The sequence below is a fragment of the Clostridium cylindrosporum DSM 605 genome (genome assembly GCF_001047375.1).
Lineage (GTDB): Bacteria > Bacillota > Clostridia > Clostridiales > Caloramatoraceae > Clostridium_AB > Clostridium_AB cylindrosporum.
This window is the reverse complement of sequence record NZ_LFVU01000028.1, coordinates 259995-281606: the sequence shown is the minus strand read 5'-3', so window position 1 is coordinate 281606 and position 21612 is coordinate 259995. Positions and strand designations below refer to the sequence as shown.

At 30.0% G+C, this 21612-nt stretch carries 21 protein-coding genes; all 21 read left to right on the top strand.

Features of this window, described 5'->3' with window-relative positions; translation table 11 throughout:
• The 21 genes from CLCY_RS12185 (at window position 1) to CLCY_RS12090 (ending at window position 21588) form a co-directional block, all read left to right on the top strand.
• Window positions 1-1032 (top strand): methylcobamide:CoM methyltransferase MtbA, encoded by a 1032-nt coding sequence (locus CLCY_RS12185; protein WP_048571420.1) that lies wholly within the window; start codon window positions 1-3, stop codon window positions 1030-1032.
• Complete coding sequence (locus CLCY_RS12180; RefSeq protein WP_048571419.1) at window positions 1025-2818, top strand: ASKHA domain-containing protein; 1794 nt, start codon at window positions 1025-1027, stop codon at window positions 2816-2818. The genes CLCY_RS12185 and CLCY_RS12180 overlap by 8 nt, the downstream gene beginning before the upstream one ends.
• A 161-nt stretch (window positions 2819-2979) precedes the next feature.
• Entirely contained in the window at window positions 2980-3453 is a 474-nt protein-coding gene (locus CLCY_RS12175) for a methylated-DNA--[protein]-cysteine S-methyltransferase (RefSeq protein WP_048571418.1), read from the top strand.
• Between the two features lie 38 nt (window positions 3454-3491).
• Complete coding sequence (locus CLCY_RS12170) at window positions 3492-4037, top strand: superoxide dismutase family protein (protein ID WP_048571417.1); 546 nt, start codon at window positions 3492-3494, stop codon at window positions 4035-4037.
• Window positions 4038-4273: 236 nt separating this feature from the next.
• A complete protein-coding gene (locus CLCY_RS12165) occupies window positions 4274-4966 on the top strand; it encodes a 5'-methylthioadenosine/adenosylhomocysteine nucleosidase (RefSeq protein WP_048571416.1) in 693 nt (230 codons plus the stop codon).
• Window positions 4967-4977: 11 nt separating this feature from the next.
• A complete protein-coding gene (locus tag CLCY_RS12160; protein WP_048571415.1) occupies window positions 4978-5418 on the top strand; it encodes an S-ribosylhomocysteine lyase in 441 nt (146 codons plus the stop codon).
• Between the two features lie 156 nt (window positions 5419-5574).
• Window positions 5575-6024: a GNAT family N-acetyltransferase gene (locus CLCY_RS12155; protein ID WP_048571414.1), complete on the top strand. Its 450-nt coding sequence runs from the start codon at window positions 5575-5577 to the stop codon at window positions 6022-6024.
• Between the two features lie 213 nt (window positions 6025-6237).
• Window positions 6238-7281, top strand: coding sequence for a calcium/proton exchanger (gene cax / locus CLCY_RS12150; protein ID WP_048571413.1), 1044 nt, complete (start codon window positions 6238-6240; stop codon window positions 7279-7281).
• 93 nt (window positions 7282-7374) lie between these two features.
• Complete coding sequence (locus CLCY_RS12145; RefSeq protein WP_048571412.1) at window positions 7375-7800, top strand: OsmC family protein; 426 nt, start codon at window positions 7375-7377, stop codon at window positions 7798-7800.
• A gap of 73 nt (window positions 7801-7873) precedes the next feature.
• Window positions 7874-8830: a phosphoglycerate dehydrogenase gene (locus CLCY_RS12140; protein ID WP_048571411.1), complete on the top strand. Its 957-nt coding sequence runs from the start codon at window positions 7874-7876 to the stop codon at window positions 8828-8830.
• A 435-nt stretch (window positions 8831-9265) separates the two neighbouring features.
• Window positions 9266-9907: an HD-GYP domain-containing protein gene (locus CLCY_RS12135; protein ID WP_048571410.1), complete on the top strand. Its 642-nt coding sequence runs from the start codon at window positions 9266-9268 to the stop codon at window positions 9905-9907.
• 270 nt (window positions 9908-10177) lie between these two features.
• The gene (locus CLCY_RS12130) at window positions 10178-11284 is read left to right on the top strand and encodes an ABC transporter ATP-binding protein (RefSeq protein ID WP_048571409.1); all 1107 of its coding nucleotides are present in this window, start codon (window positions 10178-10180) and stop codon (window positions 11282-11284) included.
• 81 nt (window positions 11285-11365) lie between these two features.
• Window positions 11366-12007, top strand: a complete 642-nt coding sequence (locus CLCY_RS12125) for a cobalamin B12-binding domain-containing protein (protein ID WP_048571408.1) — start codon at window positions 11366-11368, stop codon at window positions 12005-12007.
• The gene (locus CLCY_RS12120) at window positions 12008-13009 is read left to right on the top strand and encodes a uroporphyrinogen decarboxylase family protein (RefSeq protein WP_048571407.1); all 1002 of its coding nucleotides are present in this window, start codon (window positions 12008-12010) and stop codon (window positions 13007-13009) included.
• A 2-nt stretch (window positions 13010-13011) separates the two neighbouring features.
• Window positions 13012-13650: a hypothetical protein gene (locus tag CLCY_RS12115; RefSeq protein WP_048571406.1), complete on the top strand. Its 639-nt coding sequence runs from the start codon at window positions 13012-13014 to the stop codon at window positions 13648-13650.
• A 249-nt stretch (window positions 13651-13899) separates the two neighbouring features.
• Complete coding sequence (locus CLCY_RS12110) at window positions 13900-15609, top strand: methyl-accepting chemotaxis protein (protein WP_048571405.1); 1710 nt, start codon at window positions 13900-13902, stop codon at window positions 15607-15609.
• A 242-nt stretch (window positions 15610-15851) separates the two neighbouring features.
• Window positions 15852-17963, top strand: coding sequence for a methyl-accepting chemotaxis protein (locus tag CLCY_RS12105; RefSeq protein WP_048571404.1), 2112 nt, complete (start codon window positions 15852-15854; stop codon window positions 17961-17963).
• A gap of 121 nt (window positions 17964-18084) precedes the next feature.
• On the top strand, window positions 18085-18237 hold the full coding sequence (locus CLCY_RS13930; protein WP_200899982.1) for a hypothetical protein: 153 nt from the start codon (window positions 18085-18087) through the stop codon (window positions 18235-18237).
• 118 nt (window positions 18238-18355) lie between these two features.
• Window positions 18356-18916, top strand: a complete 561-nt coding sequence (locus tag CLCY_RS12100; protein WP_048571403.1) for a class I SAM-dependent methyltransferase — start codon at window positions 18356-18358, stop codon at window positions 18914-18916.
• Between the two features lie 154 nt (window positions 18917-19070).
• Window positions 19071-20948: a molecular chaperone HtpG gene (htpG, locus tag CLCY_RS12095; protein WP_048571402.1), complete on the top strand. Its 1878-nt coding sequence runs from the start codon at window positions 19071-19073 to the stop codon at window positions 20946-20948.
• A 154-nt stretch (window positions 20949-21102) separates the two neighbouring features.
• A complete protein-coding gene (locus CLCY_RS12090) occupies window positions 21103-21588 on the top strand; it encodes a chemotaxis protein CheW (RefSeq protein ID WP_048571628.1) in 486 nt (161 codons plus the stop codon).
• Window positions 21589-21612 lie beyond the last annotated feature (24 nt).

The window sequence follows — 21612 nt, the reverse complement described above, 5'->3', positions numbered from 1 at the left end:
ATGTTATCGCCAAAGGAGAGATTAAACAAGGTCTTTACAAAGGAAGAGGTTGATAGACCACCATGTATTTGCCCAGGTGGAATGATGAACATGGTAACAACAGAATTAATGGATGAAGTAGGAATCAGCTTACCTGCAGCACATAGTGATGCACAAATGATGGCGGATTTAGCGAGAGCAGTATATGAAAAAGGGTGCTTTGAAAACTTTGGAGTTCCATTTTGTATGACTGTAGAAGCTGAGGAGCTTGGTGCGAAGGTTGATATGGGAAGTAATATTTACGAGCCACATGTTGTAGAGTATGCAATTAATTCTGTTAATGAATGGACAACTCTTTCAAAGATTAATTTTGAGGATGGAAGATCAAAGGTTGTACTTGATGCAATCAAAATCTTAAAGTCTAAGAAAGATGATGTTCCGATTATAGGGAACCTTACAGGACCAATAAGTACAGCAAGCTCTATAATCGAGCCTGTTGTATTTTATAAGCAGCTTAGAAAAAGCAATAAAGAGGCCCATGAATTCCTTGAGTTTGTAACTGATGAATTAATTTTATTTGCAAAGAAGCAAATTGAAGCTGGTGCAGATATAATTGCGATTTCTGACCCTAGTGGTACTGGTGAGATTTTAGGACCAAAACTATTTGAAGAGTTTGCAGTTAAATATTTAAATAAGCTAATCCACAGTATACAAAAAGAAAATATAGCTACAATTGTGCATATATGTGGTCAAATGAAAAATGTATATAGTGAGGTAAATAAGGTAAGAAGTAATGTTCTAAGTTTTGATTCTATGGTTAGTATCAAGGAGGCTAGAAAGAACCTAGGTGATAGGCTTCTTATGGGGAATGTAAGTACCTACACAATTGAGTTTGGTGAGGCGAATAAAATCGCACAGCTTACTCAAAGGTGTGTAGAGGATGGTTCTAATATAATATCTCCAGCCTGTGGACTTGGAATGAAATCTCCTCTGAAAAACATAAGATCAATGATTGAATCCTTAACAAAAGGAGATGCAATCAGCGATGCCTAAGATTTCCATTAAGAATCAAAATAAAGTATTTGAATATATTCAAGGTAAGAATTTATTGGAACTTCTAGTAGAGAATAATATTTTTGTTGATAATCCATGTAATGGTAAAGGGCTATGTGGTAAATGTAAGATTAGACTTATAGAAGGAAACCTATCTGATTTATCCGAAACAGAGGAGAAGTTCCTAAAGGAAGAGGAATTAAGGTCAGGAATAAGACTAGCCTGTCTTGTAACACCTTATGATGATATCACAATCGAAATTTTACAAAAGGAAAGAAAACATGAAATATTAACTACTGGATATATACCAAGCTTTGAATATAGACCTTCAATCTCTAAACGGGTAGTTGAAATTAAAAAGCCTAACCTAGATGATCAAACTCCATTTGAGGATTCTTTATGCAGGGCATTTGATATTCAGCATATAGATTGGAATATATTAAAGCAAAGTGAAGTCACATATGGAATTGTAACTGGAGTTTTCAATGGAGAGAACTTAATTGGAATTGAATTAGGTGATACTAGTGATGTTCTTTATGGGATTGCTATTGATATAGGAACCACAACTGTTGTAACAGCACTTATAAATATGAATACAGGTGAAGAAATTACAACAGCATCAATGATTAATCCTCAAAAGAAGTTTGGTCTTGACGTTCTAACTAGAATAACCTATGAACTTGAAAATCCAAAGAATGCAAAGGAAGAACTTCAATCTGCAATTGTAAATTCTATTAATGACATGATTGAAGATATGTGTAACAAAACTAAAATAGATAAAAAACATATTTATGAGATTTCTATTGCAGCAAATTGTACAATGATGCATTTTCTTTTAGGGATTGATACATCCTCTATAGGAAAATCTCCATATGTGCCGGTATTCTCAAGGTCAAAGAATATACCAGCGAAGGATATAGGACTTAAGGCATCTGTTGGTGCAAGGCTTTATTGTCTTCCATCGGTTTCTTCCTATATAGGTGCGGATATTGTAGCAGGTGCATATGTATGTGGATTACATAAAGCCTTAGAAAATGTTCTATTTATAGATATTGGAACCAATGGAGAAATTGTATTATCAAATCAAGGAAAAATGTTATCATGTTCCTGTGCAGCAGGGCCAGCACTTGAAGGGATGAATATAAGTTCAGGTATGAGGGCTGCAGAGGGAGCAATTGAAGATGTAAAAATCAGTGAAAAGGGAATTGAACTTCAAGTTATAGGTAGTAAAGAACCTATAGGTGTATGTGGTAGTGGGATATTAGCCGCTGTAAAAGAGTTAATTCGTGTAGGCCTGGTGAAGAAGCAAGGAGCATTTATAAAGAAGGAAAAGCTAGAAAGTTCTGATTATCGATATGATATGATTAATTTAGATGGAAGCAAAAGAGAGTTTATTCTAAGCGAAAACCCTGAAAGACTGTTAATTACACAGGGAGATGTTCGTCAGGTTCAACTAGCAAAGGGAGCTATACTTTCTGGATTTTATGCACTTCTTAAGAAGGCAGGTATTGACATAAATGACCTTGATAAGGTTATTATTGCAGGACAGTTTGGAGCACACCTGCCAGTTGATAGCTTAGTTGGTATAGGCATATTACCAGAGGAGGTAAAAGACAAACTATCATATGTAGGTAATTCCTCTAAAACAGGAGCATATATGGCTCTTATGTCTCAAGATGTAAAAGGTGAAATTGAAGATTTGGCTCAAAAGATGGATTATATGGAACTTGGAGCATCACAAGGGTATGAAAGACTTTTTGCTGAGTGTCTTATATTTCCAAGCTAACTTATAAAAATCAATATAGCCCTATAGAATATATGATAAAAGTCTATTCTATAGGGTATTTTTGTTTATAATAGAGTAGATAGAAGTTATTAAAACTATTAGTTTAGGCTAAAAAGCTAGTTAGTAATAGGAAAATATAATAAATATGCAGGAGGCACAAAATGAAGAATGCATTTTACTATGAAACAAAAATCGGGAAATTAGGAATTGTGGAAAATGGAGTAGGAATTACTCACATATATTTTGGAGAAGTAATCCCTAAAGATATAAATTTAGTTGAGACACCTCTACTTAAAAAAGCAAGTGAGCAGCTTAAAGAATATTTTGATGGAAAAAGGAAAACATTTGATTTGCCACTTATACCACAAGGAACGGATTTTCAGCAAAGTGTGTGGAGGAGCCTTCAAGAGATTCCATATGGCAAAACATGTACTTATAAGGAAGTAGCAATATGTGTAGGTAATGAGAAAGCATCCCGTGCAGTGGGTATGGCAAATAATAGGAACCCAATCCCTATTTTCATCCCTTGCCACCGTGTAATTGGTGCGAGTGGTAAATTAGTTGGCTATGCAGGAGGGATAGGTATAAAGGAAAAGCTTTTAGAAATAGAAAGTGTAACTATTTTATCAAATTAGGCATAACATAAAATGAAATGTTTAATTTGGAGGATATTATGAATTTCCCAAAACATCAATGCCCACATCTAAATTACAACTATTCTGGATACAGAAATGATGTAAATGAGACTAATAAGCCAAGAAGAGCTGTAGCACATATATTTGGTGGACCGTTAGCTCCAAGAATTCGTGGTACTGTAATTTTTACAGAGGCACCTGGTGGTACAAAGGTTTCTGTAGAGGTTAATGGACTACCTCAATTTAAACCAGCTAGTGAAGGAAGTCCACAGGTTGGTCCACACGGATTTCATATACATGAGAATGGTAATTGTACAGTAGGTAACCCCTCAGATCCATTTATGTCTGCGGGAGGACACTGGAATCCGACTAATCAACCACATGGTAATCATGCAGGAGATTTTCCTGTACTATTCTCAAATGATGGTTATTCTAGAATAATATTTTTCACTAATAAGTTTACTGTTTCACAGATTGTTGGAAAGTCTGTAGTTATACATCAAGGTCCTGATGATTATAAGACACAGCCAGCTGGGGCTTCAGGTAAAAAGCTAGCATGTGGAGTTATTCAACTAGAAGCTTAAGTATACCTACCCTTAAAATGCTTTGAATAATTTTATATAGAATATTTAATAAGTCATATAGTTTGATATTCACATACTATATGGCTTTTCTTGTTTTCTGCGATATTCTTGATTTATATATTATTACTTTGTTATAATTAATGATAAATAATTTTTCCATGAAAATTGTTTAATATATTACTTAAGATAAGAAATATAAAATAACATAAAAATAAAATTAATGGTAGGTGGCATAATTGAGTATAGGTATAATAACAGCTATGGAAGAAGAGCTAGCGATAATTTTAAAGGAATTAACTGATGTAACTAAAGAGGTAGTTTCTAGAAATGAAATATACAGAGGAAAACTAGGAAATAAAGAAGTAGTTGCAACAGTTTGTGGAATAGGTAAGGTACATGCTGCTGTTTCAACACAGACACTAATAAGAGAATTTAAGGCAGAGGCAATTATTAATGTTGGTGTTGCAGGTGGACTAAGAGATGAAATAGGTTTTGGAAACATTGTAATAGGAGATAGCTTAGTTCAACATGATGTAGATACAACAGTATTCGGAGATAGACATGGACAAATTCCAAGACTAGATACATTTGATTTCAAGGCAGATAAGAACTTAGTAGAATTAGCTAAAAAAGCTGCTGAAGAAAATCCAGAAAACAAAACTTTCGTAGGAAGAATAGTTACAGGGGATCAATTTTTAACTAGTAAGGAAAAGGTAGAATGGTTAGTTAAGGAATTTGATGCTTTAGCTGGAGATATGGAAAGTGCAAGTATAGCTCATACTTGCTATCTAAATGATACACCTTTCCTAATAATTAGAACTATATCAGATAAAGGTGACGATTCATCACATGAAGATTATGAAACTAATAAGGATAAGGCAATCGAAAATTATTTAGAATTAATAAAAAAATTACTTCAAAGAGTTTAGGAGGTACTTTAATGAAAGTAGAAAGCTTTGAATTAGACCATAGAACTGTAATTGCTCCATATATTAGAAAAGCCGGAGTATATGTAGGAAAAAATAAGGATATCGTAACTAAGTTTGATATAAGATTTATGCAACCTAATAAGGCTGTTATGGAGACAGGTGCTATACATACACTTGAACACTTACTAGCAGTTTATTTAAGAGAAACTGAATTAGATGAAAAGGTTATAGATCTATCACCAATGGGATGTAGAACAGGATTCTACTTTACAGTATGGGAAGATTTAAGTGTAGAGGATATAAAGAAGGCTCTTGTATATTCACTAGAGAAGGTTCTTGAAACTACAGAGATACCAGCAGCTAATGAGGTACAATGTGGTACTTATAAGGATCACTCACTTGAAGGAGCTTTAAAGCTTGCAAAAGGATTTCTTGAAGGAATCAATAAGTAGTAAAAACAGCTATGGACAGATGTCCATAGCTGTTTTATTTTTCAAAAGTTGTTATAAAAAATTTAATAAGTAATGATATAGATTTTCTATTTTTTCTAATCTATAGTATGATTTATATAAGAGTATTATTGTTTTAGAAAAGTAGGAGATAAATCTATGATTAGAGAATTACAACAACAAGATAAAGATATATTTATTAATATGGTTAAGGATTTTTATAATTCTGAAGCAGTACTTCATCCAATCCCAGAAAAAAATATAGTTAAAACATATAATGAGATAATTTCCTCTTCTCCATATGCAAAGGCATATATAATAGAGGAGAATAATGAAGTTGCTGGATATTCCCAAATAAGTTTAACCTATTCAAATGAAGCAGGGGGAATAGTTGTTTGGATAGAGGAGATTTATATTAGGGAGCAATTTAGAGGGTTAGGTCTTGGTAGTAAAATCCTTGATTTTATTAATACAGAGTTTTCTGATAAAGCAGCTAGATTTAGGCTTGAAATATGTGAGGATAATAAATCAGCAAAAAAGCTTTATATACGTAAAGGGTACAAGACTCTTAATTATTCACAAATGGTTTATGGTTTTGATGATAACTAATAGAGCTAAAAGCTATCAATTAAGGTGTGTTAGACATATTAATTGATAGCTTTTTTATTTTAACTTTATATAATTTATATTTATATTTAATATGTGGAATACTAGGCTAACTATATTGTTATTTATAAAAAGATAGTTAGTTTAGTTAAATTTTTTAATATAAATTATGGTATAATTGTTAATAAAAAAATTGCAAAGGAAGGGTCTAGTATCATGAAGTTTTTAAAGTACTTATTTATTTTTATCCCTATAAGTATAGCATTTGAATTTATGCATATGAATCCAATATTAATATTTATAGCATCCGCTCTATCTATACTCCCTCTTGCGGGACTTATGGGAGAAGCTACAGAGGAAATATCATATTATGCAGGTCCAAGAGTTGGAGGATTTTTAAATGCCACATTTGGAAATGCTACAGAACTTATTATAGCGTTTTTTGCTTTAAAGGAAGGACTATTTGACGTTGTAAAGGCATCGATTGCAGGTTCTGTTATAGGAAATATACTTTTAGTTCTTGGGGCAAGTTTGTTATTTGGAGGATTAAAGTTCAAAACTCAAACATTTAACAAAAAGGCTATTGAAGTGTCATCAAGCATGCTTTTATTCGCTGTTATAGGACTTGTTATTCCAGCTATATTTACTCATACAGTAAAACCTGAGCTTTTAACAACTAGATACGAGATTTTAAGTATCGGTGTTGCTGCCTTAATGTTTTTAATATACATACTTGGACTATATTTTTCTTTTTATACTCATAAAGATATATACGGATCAGATCATGGAGAAGCTCATGAGGTTAAGTGGAGTCTTAAAAAATCAATTATTGTGTTAGTTGTGGCAACTGTTTTAATTGCACTAGAAAGTGAGTTTCTTGTAAGTTCAGTTGAGCCAATGACTAAGGCAGTAGGGCTTAGTGAGTTCTTTGTAGGGATAATTTTAATTCCTATAATCGGAAATGCAGCTGAACATAGTACAGCTATTATTATGGCAATGAAAAATAAAATGGATGTTGCAATTGAAATTGCAATAGGTTCAAGTTTACAAATAATATTATTTGTTACTCCAATACTTATATTTTTAAGTTTACTATTTAAGCCAATGAGCATTGTATTTAATGAGTTTGAACTAATAGCTATGTTTGTTTCAGTACTTATAGCTAATAGAGTTGCAAATGATGGTGAATCAAATTGGCTTGAGGGTATGCAGCTTATAGTTGTTTATATCATTATAGGTATTTCATTTTTAATATTATAGGTGTATTAAAAAATCATCTTTTATGGATTTTTTTTAAGTATAAGGGAAGAATAGTTTTGTAGAATAATAACTATTTTTTAAGGAGATGATTAAATGAAATGCAAAGTAGAACTTAAAGAAGGCGTAAGCGTACTTGCTACATCAAGAGAACATAGTGTAACTATGGATTTAGGTACTCCATTAGGCGATAACAAGGGAATGACTCCTGGTGAAATGTTACTAAATTCTGTTGCGGCTTGTAAGATTATGTCTTATGTATCTTTGTCTAAGTCTAAAAACATAGATGTTAAAGATTTAGTTGTAGAAATTAGTGCAGAGATTGAAGAAGCAGGACCATTAGAGGATACTGGTATTCAAATAAAGGCAATTAAAACTATGAAGACTACTTACAGGGTAAAATCTTCAAACTCAAAGGAAGAAATCGAAAACTTTACAAAGTTAGTTGAAAAATTCTGTACAGTTGCAAATGCTTTAAATGATAAGATTAAAGGTACAATTGAAGTAATAATAGAAGCTTAATAAAAAGAATATAAATTTAAAAAAGCCCTATTCATAGTATTATGATTAGGGCTTTTGTTAAAGGGGGTATATTATGAAAAAGGTGTTATTTACGTATAAATTTGAAGACGGGAAGATGGAGGAGAAAATATCACTTTTAGAGAATTTAGGCTATGAGGTATACTTTGAAAATGAGGCTACATTTCAATATAAAAGTTATATGAGAGAGATTGAGGCCTTAATGTGTTATAGTCCATTTGAAAGTCTTGATATAGATGATTTTCCATCTTTAAAGTGGATTCAATTAACTAGTATGGGATTTGAACAGATTCCTGTAGATAAGGTTTTAGAAAGAAGGATTATAGTTACAAATAATAGAGGTGGCTATAGTATACCTATGGGGGAATGGGTTGTACTTAATATTTTAGAGCTTATAAAAAATAGAAAAAAAGCATATGAAAATCAATCTAATAAAAGATGGTTTATGGATTTTTCCGTAGGAGAAATATACAGCAAAAAGATATCATTTATAGGAACGGGGGATATAGCCAAGGAGTCAGTTAAAAGGTTAAGTGGATTTGGAACTCAAATACTAGGAGTAAACACAAATGGAAGAAGTATAGAAGGATTTGATAAATGTTTTTCAATTGATAAGTTAGACTATGTTTTAAGTATAAGTGATGTAGTGGTTATTTGTCTTCCACATACTAAGAAAACAGAACATATTTTTAATAAAGAAAGATTAGAAAAGATGAAAAAAGATGCATATCTTATAAATGTTTCAAGGGGTGCTGTTGTTAGTGAAGAAGACCTAGTAGAGCATTTAGATGAAGGGAATTTTAAAGGCGTTGCTTTAGATGTATTTGAGGAAGAGCCTTTGTCTAAAAAGAGTAGATTATGGGATTACCATAGGGTAGTTATTACTTCCCATAATTCATGGATTAGTGAAATGATACCAGAAAGAAGATGGAATCTTTTTTATGAGAATCTTAAAAGATATATAAATAAAGAAGAGCTTTTAAATGTAGTTGAGATTAAAAAAGGATATTAATGAATTTAAAATAACTTTATTTGTATGTCAACACTTATGATGACTATGAGAGGCATGAAAACTGTTATAGAAATGCTAAAGGAAAGAAATATAAGAGATAAGTATAAAGTAATGGTAGATGGAGGACCAATTTGTTAGAAATTTGCAAATGAAATTGGTCCTGACTCATATACTATAGATGTAAAGGAAGCAATGAGAAGAATAAAGGCGATAGTATATATAGAAAATGAAGGATTGCTAATAGAAAGGATATAAAATATATTTACAACAATACATAAAAGTAGTATTATTTGTATAGAAAAATATGGAATATGGTCCTTGCTTAATAAATATATAAATAGTATCTATTTATATATTATTTTTACACATTTAATGATAATGATATTCAGTATCTAAAAATAGAGAGATTAATAGAATTATATGAGGAGATATAAAATGTTGAAAAGAATATTTTTTAAGTTTAAAGAGAAAGAAATTTATCATGATATAATTGAAAGTTTAGTAGCAGCATTAGAAGCTAAAGATACTTATACAAGTGGCCATTCAGAAAGAGTTGCATTTATGAGCTATGAACTTGCAAAGGCCCTTGGAGTTAAAGGAATAGAGTTAGAAAACATACATATTGCAGCCCACTTACATGATATAGGTAAAATAGGAGTCCCAGATCAAGTACTAAATAAAAATGGGGAATTATTACCTAATGAATGGGAGTATATTAAAATGCATCCAAAAATAGGTTTTAATATTTTAGGCAAATCAAAAAAGTTAAAATCTATAAGCAATATTGTTCTTTATCATCATGAAAGATGGGATGGGAAGGGATACCCTGAAGGAATATCTGGATTGCGTATACCACTTGGATCAAGAATAATTGCAATATGTGACTCTATTGATGCTATGATGAGTGATAGACCCTATAGAAAGTCTATTAAATTTGAGAATTGTATGAATGAGATAATTAAAAATAAAGAATTGATGTTTGATCCTTTAATAGTTGACTATATTATAAAAAACATGAACAGTGTAAAAAAATTTATAGATACTAAAAGTGATAATTTGGAGTTAATTGTAGGGTGATGATTATTATTAAGAATATAGAAAAATATATTAGTACAGCACATTATTTTAAATAGGTATGGCTTAAAATAATGTGTTGTATTAATATATTTGAAAGTATTTTACAGACTTTTTCTTTATATTTGAAATAATGATGATAAAAAAAATAATATTTGTTTTTTCTATTTGAGTTGACAAATTACATTGATTATAATACGAAATGGAAGTTACTATGAAATATTGGACTTAAATGGTATAAGGTATAAATCAATGGAGAGAGGAAGTATTACAATGTCGAACTTGACTTTAAAAGGTATAAGTAAAGTTTATCAAGGAGGGGTTAGGGCAGTTTCAGATTTTAATCTTGAGATTAATGATGAAGAGTTCATAATATTTGTAGGACCATCAGGTTGTGGTAAATCTACGGTACTGAGAATGATAGCAGGACTTGAGGAGATAACTGAAGGTGAATTATATATAGATGATAAAATAGTAAATAATGTTGAACCTAAGGATAGAGATATTGCTATGGTTTTTCAAAACTATGCACTATACCCTCATATGAGTGTATATGAAAATATGGCCTTTGGACTAAAGATAAGGGGAAATAAAAAGAAAGAAATTGAAGTTAGGGTTAAAGAAGTAGCTAATATACTGGGAATCGAAGGGCTACTTGATAGAAAACCTAAGGCTTTATCAGGTGGACAAAGGCAAAGAGTCGCGCTTGGCAGGGCAATAGTGAGAAATCCTAAGGTTTTCCTTATGGATGAACCATTATCAAACCTTGATGCTAAGCTTCGTGTACAAACAAGAGCAGAAATAGTGAAACTTCATAAAAAACTTGGAACTACTTTTATATATGTAACACATGATCAAACAGAGGCTATGACAATGGGTGATAAAATAGTAGTTATGAAAGATGGAATTATTCAGCAATTTGCGTCACCACAGGAATTATATGAAAGTCCAATTAATACTTTTGTTGCAGGATTTATGGGAAGTCCTCAAATGAATTTCATAGATGTAAATGTAATAGAAATAGAAAATATGTTAATATTGCAGAAAAATCAACTTAAAATTGAGTTAACTCCTGAAGTATCTAAAGTGCTTAAAGAAAAGGGGTATGTTGGCAAGAGAATAATAATTGGAATAAGACCAGAGGATGTAATAGTAAGTAATGAAAATAGTTTATCTACTTTAACTGGAACTATAGATGCAATTGATAATATGGGAAGCGAAAAATATATTTACTTTAAGGTAGAATCTGATAATATAACTGCTAAAGTAGGACAAGAGTCAAATATAAAACTTGGAGATTCTCTAAAAATATACTTTAATACATCTAAAATACATTATTTTGATAATGAAAATGAAGAGAGAATTAAAATTATACAATAGCACATTTTTTTATATTAAAGAAGATAATATAACTACAGATATAATGAGGTTAGAAATTACTAATAGTATAGGAGAATTATTATGGATATATTGACACAAATTTCTGACTGTATAGTAAATATGGATGAAGATAATATTGAAAGATTAGTAGTACATGCAGCAAAAATAGACAATATTAGATTAGAAGAGATTTACTTAAAGGGACTTAATGATGGAATGGTTAGATCTATAGATTATTATGAAAATAAACAATATGATATTCCAGAAATAATAGTATGTGCGGACACGTTAAATAAAGGATTAAAGGTATTAAGTAGATTTGGAAATATTAATAATGATGTTAAAGGAAAAATTCTTCTTTCAGTTGTTGAGGGAGATACCCATGAGATAGGTAAAAATATAGTTAAAATAATGCTAGAAGCATCAGGATATGATGTACTAGACTTTGGAGTAAATAAAAGTGTAGAAGAAATAATAAGTGTAGCAATAAAAGAAGAAGTAGATATAATTGGATTATCTTCAATGATGACAACAACAAGGGGAGAAATGAAAAAGCTTATTGAAAAAATCAATTCTATGGATTTAAAGAGAAGACCCTATGTTATTGTAGGTGGTGGAAGTGTTACTGAGAATTACTCCATTGAAATAAATTCTGATGGATATGCACCAAATGCACCAAAGGTTATTAAGTTGGTTCAAAATATACTGAAGGAGGGAAGGTAAATGACCTTACTTGAATATATAAATAGTGAAAATCGAGGTTTTTTCTTACCAGATATGGGGACTAATGGCCTCTTTTTAACAGGTTATACAGCATATGAGGTATATAATGATCCAAATAAGCAACTAGAAGTTGCTAAAAAGATGAATGAAACCTTTGAAACAGATTTTATATACTCATTATGTGATGGGGCAATTTTTTGTGAGACACTGGGACTTGATTTATTAAAGCCGGATTTTGATTTTCCAAGTGTGCTAAATCACCCTTTTACAAATATAGATGCCTTAGAAAAATATGAAGTTCCAGACCCTTATAAATCTGGTAGAATGCCTGTAAATCTAAAAAGTCTAGAACTGATTTCAAAAAACGTAGATAAGCCTCTTTTTGTATCTATCCAAGGGCCATTTACCCTGGGAATTCAGTTAGCAGGTGCAACACATCTTTTAAGATGCGTAATTAAAGAGCCTGAATTTGTAAAAAAGTTACTTGAATTTACAACTGAGACAGTTAGAAGATATGCAGTAGCAGTGAAAAATGCTGGTGCAAAGTATATATCTATAGCAGAGCCTGCTACGGTAACACTTAGTAGAGATAGATTTGAAAAATTAATAGTTCCTAACCTAAATAAGATATATAATGACTTAAACTGTTGGAAGGCACTGCATATATGTGGAGATACTACAGAGTTTTTAGATCTTATGCTGACTTGTAATATAGATGCATTAAGCCTTGATCAAATAATGGATTATGAAAAGGTTATGGATATGGTTCCAAAGGACATAGTATTACTTGGAAATCTAGATCCATTAGAGCTTCTATATAATTCCAAGGAAGATAAGATAAAAAATGAGACATTAAAACTACTAAAGAAAATGAGAAGACACAATAACTATCTTTGTGCATTTGGATGTAATTGCATGAATGATACACCAGTTAAAAATCTTCAAGCTGCTATAGAAGCTGGAAGAATAACATATCAAGAATTAGATGAAATAAAGGTTTAGATATGAGATTAGATATTAAGGATATTATAATAGATAGAGATGAAGTTTTAAAATTCCTTGGATATGGTAAAAGAAAGCAACCTCCAATTATCCTAAAAAAAATAGATGAGGAGATTGAAAAGTCAAAGGAATTATTTGATACCCAAGTATTTTTAAAACATTTTAAGATTGAAAAAATAAAGGATGTAGAAGTAAGTTTTGGTGACTTTAATATTAAAAGCAATTATGTAGCCAGAGAACTAGAAAATTCATCCTCTGTGTATATAGCATTATATAGTATAGGAGATTACATAGAAGATAGGATTAATGAATACTCCAGCAGTACTGAAATGATTAGAGCTATGATTTTAGATAAAATAGGGGTAGTAGCTTTAGATTATATAAATCATAAGATAAAAGAAGAAATTAATAAAAAGATTAATCCTATGAATATATCCGCTCAACTTTACCCATCTCAAAAAGATTTTCATATATCAAATCAAGTAATACTATTAAATGCATTTAGAGAAGAAAATACTACTATAACTATAAGTAAACACTTTCAAATGTACCCTATAAAAACTGTTGTAGTATTATTTGGTGTCGGTAAAGATAAGGACAAATATAGCATGTGTGATAGATGTGAGAATAAATGTTATTAAACTTATAAAGTATATGTTATATTATTTAGAAGAAATTTAATATAATTATTAAAAGTGGGATAGAAAATAAGGAAAAATCTTATTTTCTATCCCACTTTTAAGTTGTTTATAGGATTGTAAAAATATATTTAAACTAAACTTAACATTTCTGCTATTTAAATTATATTGGTTGTAAAGTTTATAAATGTTATAATTTCTTTAAATATGTAGGGAAATGTAGATATAATATTCTCGGGGGGATAATAGAGAGTGAAAAAATTAAATTTAAAAACAAAGCTAATTCTATCATTTAGTATATTAATAACTTTTATTTTTGTTATTGGTATTGGAGGCATTATTATAACTAAAAGTATGGATAAAAATGCAAAGGATATTATCTATGCAATGGGTGCAGTAAATAGAGTTAGGCACTTAGAATCTAATTTAGTTATGATGAGCAAAAATGCACTAATGATAGTTAATGAAAAGGATGAGACTAAGATTAAAAGCCTAAAAAATGATATTGAAAACATAATTAAAGAAAATGATGAAATGATGAATGATTATGAAAATGGAGATACAGGTGAATGGCTTCCAGGGGAAGAAGCTGTTTTTCAAAAATTTAAAAGTACACTTAATGAATTTAAAAAAAGCATAGTAGAAACTTGTAAGTTAACAGATGAAAAAAAGTATAGTGAGTCATTAAATCTTGAAAAAGTGGTGGAGTCACAGTGGAAGGAAGCTGATGGACTTATAAATGAGTTAATAAAAATAAATATTGAGGGTACAGAGAGTATAAAATCTCGTAGTAGCGTGATTTATAAAGAATCAATATATAAAGCTGTTTTTACTATAATTATTGGAGCCGGAGTAAGTAGTATTATAGTAATTCTTTTATACAGATATATTATGAGATCATTAAAAAGAATTAGAAAGTTCTCTGATAGACTTAAAGAGTATGATTTTTCTGAACCTATAATTATAGATGCAAAGGATGAATTTTCAGATATTGGGGCTGACCTTAATGCTGCGCAAGGCAATGTAAGAATATTAATTAAGTCTATAGTTGAAGATTCAATAGAAATTACTTCATCAAGTGAAAATCTATTTAAAACTATAGAAGATCTAAACCTAAGACTTGTGGATATAAACGATTCAACTAATGAAATAGGAAAAGAAATGGAAGAGGCTAGTGCTGGGGCAGAGGAGATTTCAGCTTCTGTTCAGGAAGTAGACTCAAACATTAGTATACTTTCTCAAAAGGCATTTGAAGGAAGTAAAAATGCTAATATATCTAAAGAAAAAGCACTTAATGTTCAAAAAGATGGAAATCTGGCACTTGAAGAAGCAAGCAAATTATTTAATGAAAACAAAGAAAAGATCTTGAAAGCTATAGAAGATGGAAAGGTTGTTGAAGATATAAAGATTATGGCAGAAACCATAGCGAATATAGCAAATGAGACTAATCTCCTTGCACTAAATGCGTCAATTGAGGCTGCAAGAGCTGGAGAACAAGGTAGAGGGTTTGCTGTAGTTGCTAGCGAAGTGAGAAAACTAGCAGATCAATCTACCAGTGCAGTAAGTAACGTGAAGCTAACAATAGAAAAGGTTCAAAAGGCTTTTAACAATTTAGCTCTTAACTCAAATAATATATTAAATTTCATAATAAATAATGTAAATCCTCAGTTTGAGAATTTCTCTAGTATAAGCGAAGAACATTATAAAGATTCTCAAGATATATCTAATATGTCAATTGGGATGGCAGATATGACAGAAGAGATTAATGCTACAGTTAATGAGGTAAGTAATTCAATACAAGCTATGGCACAGGCTTCTCAAAACTCATTTACAAACTCTATTTCAATCGGAAATAATGTAAGTGAAGCAACAAAGGATATGAAGCATGTTGAATTAACAGTGAAAAATCAGGTAGAACTTGCAAATAAACTAACTGAAATAGTAGAAAAGTTTAAAATATAGTATTAAATATTTATTAAAGCAGTCACAGGGAAAGTGGCTGCTTTTTATTATTAAAAATTTAGGATTTATATTAATCTATAAATCAATTTAGTAGTGTTAAAGTATGTAAAACTTGTTAATTATATTGTGTAATATTTATAAAAACTATTTAAAAATATGTCGAAAAATGATAAAATGATAAACTAAGTTAAGTTAAATATGTAAAAAATATATATTATAGTTATTTTATTCTTGAGGAGGTTTTGAAGATTAATATTTTTCAACCAGCGATATTTTTAATGAATCGATTAAAATTTTTAAAGAAGTTTGGATTAATTTTTATCTTATTCCTTTTACCATTATCAGTACTTCTTTCATATTTAATAATTGATTTAAATTCAAATATTAAAATGAAAGAAAATCAGATAAAAGGGTTACAGTATAATATTGCCATAAGGTCACTTATCCAGCATACTCAGCAGCATAGAGGATTATCCTCAATTTATTTACAGGGTAAAGATAAAAGCAAAGATAATATCCTAGAAAAGCAAAGGGAAATTCAAAGGGATATTAAAGCAATTGATACTTTAGATATTAAATATGACGATGTACTAAAAACTAAAGAGTATTGGATTGATATAAAAAATAAATTATCATCCCTTGAAAGTCAGGTATTCAGCCTTACTGCAGCGAATTCGTTTAAAAAGCATAGCGATATTATTGCAAATATACTAGATTTTAATGCACATGTAGCTGATACTTCAACTATTGTTTTGCAACAAGAGCTTTATAAGTACTATTTAGCAGATACGATAATTAATAAATTACCAATTACAACTGAATATATGGGAAAAGCAAGAGCTATTGGTTCTGGAATTATTGAAAGAAAAATACTTTCTAAAGAAGAACAAATTTCTATGCAAAATTTAAATCAATCTATTTTAACTGCTTTAAAAGATTCAAGTAGAGGAATGGAAATTGTGTTTAAGTCTCACCCTGAAATAAAAAATAAGTTAGGTGAATCATATAGTAAATCCATGTCATCGGCTATGAGTTTAGTAGATATAGTTAACTCTAAGGTCTTAGGACCAGAAATAGTGAATACTGACTCGAAGGATTACTTTACTCTTGCTACTAGCTCCATTGATAATGTTTATAAAACACTTAATTCTGTATCTAGTTTATTAGATACCATGGCAAAAGAAGAAATTAATAATTTAATATTTCAAAAGAATATAGTAATTTCTATTGCTGTTTTAGTTTGTATTTTATTAGTATATTTATTTATTGGCTTTTATTTAGGAATTAATACTACAGTATTTTCTATTAGAAAAATAGCTAATGAGATAGTAGCAGGGGATTTATCCCAAAGAATAGATTTAGATGTTAGGGATGAAACTAAATATATTATGGATGATTTAAATAAAATTTCAATATCTTTTTCAAATATGATTAAGTTAACTCAAGAAGTTGCTAAAGATGTTGCCACCTCATCAGAAACATTATCAGAAATTAGTGAGGAAACAACCTGTGCAACTAATGAAATTACCCAAGTTATCCAGACAGTAGCAAACAACTCAGAAGTTCAGCTTGAAAATACTGTTGATGTAACGAATGCAATGCAGGATGTAACAAATAAAATTCAAGAAATTGCAATAAGTTCAGCATTGGTTGATAAGTCTTCGAAGGATATGGAGAATAAAGCAGAAAAAGGCAATGAAATTGTAAAAGGCGTCATTAGTAAAATGGATAGCATTAACCTATATGTAGAAGAATCTAATAATATTATAGGGTCACTTAACGAGAGATCTAAAGATATTGGACAAATTATTCAGGTTATAGCAGAGATTTCATCTCAAACTAATTTATTAGCACTAAATGCTGCTATAGAAGCCTCTAGGGCAGGAGAACAAGGTAGGGGGTTTACTGTAGTAGCTGAGGAAGTTAAGAAATTAGCTGAACAATCATCTGAGGCTTCAAATAGAGTATCATCCTTAATTTTAGATATTCAAAGTGATACTATACAGTCAGTAGAAAGAATGAAGAAGGTGGCCTCAGAAATAAAAGAAGGATTAGGTGAAGTTAGAAAAACTGGTATGACATTTAGTGAAATCTTAAATGCAGTTAAAGATGTAGTCCTTCAAACTGAAGAAGTTTCTATAGCATCAGATTATATATATTCAAATGCAGAAGAGGTAACTAACTCTTTATCAGAAGTAACTAAAATTGCAGAAAATAATTCTGAAGTTGCACAAAATGTAGCTGCAGCATCTGAAGAGCAATTAGCTTCTGTAGAAGAAATTTCAAGTGCAGCTACAAGGTTAAGTTCAAGATCAATTGAGCTTAAGGAATTAATATCAAAGTTTAAAATTTAAATATATAATTTTACATAAATAGGGGTTAGAGATATAAAAAGTCTCTAACCCCTTCGATTTAAAATATGATATTATTATTTTAATGTTAATGAATAATATTGGAATATAGGAAGGTTATATAATGGATAATAGAAATATTGAAATGATGAAGAAAATAATAGAAAAAAAGAAGCAAAAATCTTCAATTCAAACTAATAATAAAAAGGCACAAAAAAGTATTGGAACAACATCAAAAGGGTTTAGAATTGGCAACGGTGGAGGATTATTTGACTAAGTAATATCTTAATAAACTAAAATTAATTGACTTTAAAACATCGGAATTTTTCTGATGTTTTTTATTATTAAATGTGCTGTAATTATTACAATTCTATAATTATAAAGGAGAATAAATTATGATTGAAAAAAAGATAAGTAAATTTGAGAGTAAGGAAAGAATTGAGGAATTGAATCCTAAAGATACTTTAATAAATGCAGGCTTTAAGGATAAAATGGTGCTTTGTGATATTGGGGCTGGTACAGGGGTATTCTCTTTTCCTGCTTCTAAGATAAGTACTGGGGATATTTATGCAATAGACATTTCAGATGGTATGATAGAACTCTTAAGAAATAGAGTTAAGGAACATAATGCTAAAAACATTGTAGTGAAAAAGGTTGAAAAAGACTTATTACCAGTTGAAAGTAATATATGTGATATGGCTATTATGGTAACAGTTTTACATGAAGTTGATAATAAGGATAGTATGATAAGTGAGATTAAAAGAATATTAAAAGGTTATGGAAAATTTATGGTAATAGAATTTCATGAGAGAAAGACACCAATGGGACCTCCTGTTGAACATAGAATATCCGAGAGTTGCGTAGAGAAGCTTTTTAACGATAATGGATTTAAAACTATTTCTAAATTTTTACTAGGAGAAAATTTTTATAGCATAGTATTTGAAATTGAAAAATAACTTGAAGGCTTTGGAGTAGTAGCCTATATTAAGAAAATATTGACATAGTATATTAAATTATGATATAAAAAATATAAGATTAGCACTCGGGTGAAAAGAGTGCTAACAAGTTTGAAGTTTAGTATAAATATTTCTTTGAGGGGAGAGATTTATTTTGGAAACAAAACAATTTAAAGCTGAGTCTAAAAGACTTTTAGACCTTATGATTAATTCAATATATACTCATAGAGAAATTTTCTTAAGAGAGCTTATATCTAATTCAAGTGACGCTATTGATAAAATCTACTATAAGGCATTAACTGATGATTCTATAACCTTTGAAAAGGATAATTATTTTATAAAAGTGTCTATAGATAGGGAAAATAGAGAACTTAGAATTTCTGATACTGGGATTGGAATGACTAAGGAGGAGCTTGATGATAACCTTGGGGTTATAGCAAAAAGTGGCTCATTAAAGTTTAAAAAGGAAAATGAATTAAAAGATGGACATGATATAATAGGTCAGTTTGGTGTAGGGTTCTATTCAGCATTTTTAGTTGCTGATAGCGTTACTGTTATAAGTAAGGCGTTCGGTGCTGATGAGGCTTATAGGTGGGAATCAAAGGGAGTAGATGGTTATACTATTGAGCCTTATACGAAGGATTCAGTTGGTACGGAAATAATCCTAAAGATAAAAGAAAATACTGAAGATGAAAGTTTTGATAACTATTTAGAGGAATACACTATAAAGTCAATAATCAAAAAATATTCTGATTTTATTAGATATCCTATTAAAATGGATATTTCAAGTAAAAGACTTAAAGAAGGCTCAGAAGAAGAATATGAGAATTACATAGAAGAACAAACTGTTAATAGTATGGTTCCTATATGGAAAAAGAATAAAAAGGAGCTTACTGAGGAGGATTATAGTAAATTCTATTCAGAAAAGCATTATGGATTTGATAAGCCAATAAAATATGTTCATATAAGTGTCGATGGTGCAGTTAGCTATAATGCTATTTTATATATTCCAGAAAAAACCCCATTTGACTTCTATACAAAGGAATACGAAAAGGGCCTTGAATTATATTCAAATGGTGTGTTAATAATGAACAAGTGTGGGGATCTACTACCTGATTATTTTGGCTTCGTAAAGGGAATAGTAGACTCAGAGGATTTATCACTTAATATATCACGTGAAATCTTACAACATGATAGACAATTAAAGCTTATTGCTAAAAATATAAAAAATAAAATAAAAAATGAACTAGAAAACCTAATAAAAAATGAAAGAGAAAAATATGAAGTTTTCTATAAGTCCTTTGGAAGACAATTAAAGTATGGTATTTATAGTGAGTATGGAAATAATAAAGACGTTCTTCAAGATCTATTAATGTTCTATTCATCTAAAGAAAAGAAAATGGTTACATTAAGTGAATATGTATCAAGAATGCCCGAGGAACAAAAGTACATTTACTATGCTGCTGGTGAATCAATTGAAAGAATTGAAAAGCTTCCACAAACAGAGGTTGTACTAGATAAAGGATATGAAATACTTTACTTTACAGATGATATAGATGAATTCTCAATTAAAATGCTAATGAATTACAAGGAAAAGGAATTCAAGTCTGTTTCAAGTGGAGATATTGGTATAGAAAATGATGAAAATGAAAATTCATCTGATTTAAATGAGGAAAATAAAGAACTATTTGAATACATGAAAAATGTTTTATCTGATAAGGTTAAAGATGTTAAAGCATCAAAGAGACTAAAGAATCATCCTGTATGCTTATCAAATGAAGGAGATTTATCAATCGAAATGGAGAAGATTTTAAACTCTATGCCTGATAGTCAAAACATAAAAGCTGATAAGATTTTAGAGATAAACCTTAACCATGATGTATTTAAGTCAATAAAAGATGCGTTTAATAATGATAAAGATAAGTTAGATTTATACACTAATTTATTATATAATCAGGCATTACTTATTGAAGGACTATCAATAAGTGACCCAGTTGAATTTACAAATAATATATGTAAACTAATGTATTAATTTAATACTAAGAATATGGTGCTTCTAGGGCTAAAAAGCTCTAGGAGCATCGTCTTTTTTTGCTTGTAAATAAGTGGAAGGTATAGGCTCTGTAACCTTTAATGCATATAGAGAATATTATGTAGCGAAAATAGTCAGGGAAAGGGGTATAGAAATGGAAGATATAAAAGGTAACGCAATTGAGGAGGATACTCAAAAGGGTAAATTCCTTACATTTATACTTGGGAAAGAGGTATTTGGTGTAGAGATTAAATATGTAACTGAAATCATAGGTATGCAGAAAGTTACATCTATACCTGAGGTTCCAAGATTTGTTAAGGGGATTATTAATCTTAGAGGAAAGATAATACCTGTTATTGACGTAAGGTTGAAGTTTAATAAAGAAGAGGCAGAGTATAATGACAGAACATGCATTATTGTAGTTGAACTATGCAACATATCAGTTGGATTAATCGTAGATAATGTAGAAGAAGTTATCACTATACCAGAGGATAGTATTATTGATCCACCAAGTAGTAGGGTTGGATTTGACAGTGAATATATAAGGTCAATTGGAAAGGTAGGAAATGAAGTGAAAATACTATTAGATTGTGAAAAACTTTTAAGGAGAGATGAAGCATGTAAGCTTATTGATTTGTAAAAAGAATATTGAAAGGAGATACAA

Bases quoted from the DNA above. Each gene is read 5' to 3' on its own strand.
- CLCY_RS12185 (WP_048571420.1), top strand. From the start codon at position 1: ATGTTATCGCCAAAGGAGAGATTAAACAAGGTCTTTACAAAGGAAGAG.
- CLCY_RS12180 (WP_048571419.1), top strand. From the start codon at position 1,025: ATGCCTAAGATTTCCATTAAGAATCAAAATAAAGTATTTGAATATATT.
- CLCY_RS12175 (WP_048571418.1), top strand. From the start codon at position 2,980: ATGAAGAATGCATTTTACTATGAAACAAAAATCGGGAAATTAGGAATT.
- CLCY_RS12170 (WP_048571417.1), top strand. From the start codon at position 3,492: ATGAATTTCCCAAAACATCAATGCCCACATCTAAATTACAACTATTCT.
- CLCY_RS12160 (WP_048571415.1), top strand. From the start codon at position 4,978: ATGAAAGTAGAAAGCTTTGAATTAGACCATAGAACTGTAATTGCTCCA.
- CLCY_RS12155 (WP_048571414.1), top strand. From the start codon at position 5,575: ATGATTAGAGAATTACAACAACAAGATAAAGATATATTTATTAATATG.
- cax (WP_048571413.1), top strand. From the start codon at position 6,238: ATGAAGTTTTTAAAGTACTTATTTATTTTTATCCCTATAAGTATAGCA.
- CLCY_RS12145 (WP_048571412.1), top strand. From the start codon at position 7,375: ATGAAATGCAAAGTAGAACTTAAAGAAGGCGTAAGCGTACTTGCTACA.
- CLCY_RS12140 (WP_048571411.1), top strand. From the start codon at position 7,874: ATGAAAAAGGTGTTATTTACGTATAAATTTGAAGACGGGAAGATGGAG.
- CLCY_RS12135 (WP_048571410.1), top strand. From the start codon at position 9,266: ATGTTGAAAAGAATATTTTTTAAGTTTAAAGAGAAAGAAATTTATCAT.
- CLCY_RS12130 (WP_048571409.1), top strand. From the start codon at position 10,178: ATGTCGAACTTGACTTTAAAAGGTATAAGTAAAGTTTATCAAGGAGGG.
- CLCY_RS12125 (WP_048571408.1), top strand. From the start codon at position 11,366: ATGGATATATTGACACAAATTTCTGACTGTATAGTAAATATGGATGAA.
- CLCY_RS12120 (WP_048571407.1), top strand. From the start codon at position 12,008: ATGACCTTACTTGAATATATAAATAGTGAAAATCGAGGTTTTTTCTTA.
- CLCY_RS12115 (WP_048571406.1), top strand. From the start codon at position 13,012: ATGAGATTAGATATTAAGGATATTATAATAGATAGAGATGAAGTTTTA.
- CLCY_RS13930 (WP_200899982.1), top strand. From the start codon at position 18,085: ATGGATAATAGAAATATTGAAATGATGAAGAAAATAATAGAAAAAAAG.
- CLCY_RS12100 (WP_048571403.1), top strand. From the start codon at position 18,356: ATGATTGAAAAAAAGATAAGTAAATTTGAGAGTAAGGAAAGAATTGAG.
- CLCY_RS12090 (WP_048571628.1), top strand. From the start codon at position 21,103: ATGGAAGATATAAAAGGTAACGCAATTGAGGAGGATACTCAAAAGGGT.